The organism is Xenorhabdus sp. BG5 (assembly GCF_015163665.1).
GTDB lineage: Bacteria > Pseudomonadota > Gammaproteobacteria > Enterobacterales > Enterobacteriaceae > Xenorhabdus.
Genome location: NZ_JADEUG010000092.1, coordinates 1 through 804, shown reverse-complemented (window position 1 = coordinate 804; position 804 = coordinate 1). Strand labels below are relative to the sequence as shown.

Here is an 804-nt window from a genome sequence, read left to right as displayed (position 1 = left end):
TTCAGCAAACCGGCTTTGTGTTTGATGATAGGGTTGTTAGTATGAAGCATGAGAGTTACCTCGTATTTTGTATAAGGATTAGACACCCATATCAAAACCGGTAACTCTCAATCTTTCAAGATCCAGTGTCAGTTCAAGTCACGACTAATACACATAATCTCCCTGCATTATGTTAAATGGGCTTTGGGCGGCCGGCACACATTGATTGGGGACACTGTGGCCGCCGCCGCCCATGGCCCATTTACCCCCGCCGACACCTTGGCCGCCGGGCAGGCCGGCCACGGTCTGCCCCTGCCCCGCACCGAGCGAACTTAACGGGGACGGCCGGGTTGTCCGGTGCGCTGCGGTTTCGGTTCGGCGCCCCGCTTTCCGTTGGCATGGTCTGCGCGGCTTTCCGGTGGTGTCGGTGTGTCACGCTCTGCCGGATGGGTTTGTTTATGCACTTTCTTCAAGTGACCGATAGCCACCCGTGTATAGATTTCTGTCGTGTTGAGCTTCTCATGCCCCAGCATCGCCTGGATATGCCGGATATCCGCGCCGTTATCCAGCATCTGGGTCGCCATGGAATGCCGGAACAGATGGCAGGCGCCCGGCTTGTCCAGATGTGCCTGCTGCCGGATGGCTTTGCCTGCGATTTGCGTCAGGTGTCCCAAACTCAGCGGCCTGCCCTTTTGCGAGATAAACAGATAACCTCTGTCATAGTGCGCTGCCAGTTGTGGCCTGACGTTGACCAGATAGCGCTGTAGCCAGCCCAGCGCCCGCTCACCGACAGGCACAACCCGATCTTTATTCCCTTTGCCCTGA

Annotated in this window: 1 protein-coding gene; it reads right to left on the bottom strand. The window is 56.7% G+C overall.

The window, feature by feature from the left end; all coding sequences use genetic code 11:
- Positions 1-311 precede the first annotated feature (311 nt).
- On the bottom strand, positions 312-804 hold a 493-nt coding region (locus tag IQ209_RS17955; protein WP_193852536.1), incomplete at its 5' end, for a tyrosine-type recombinase/integrase.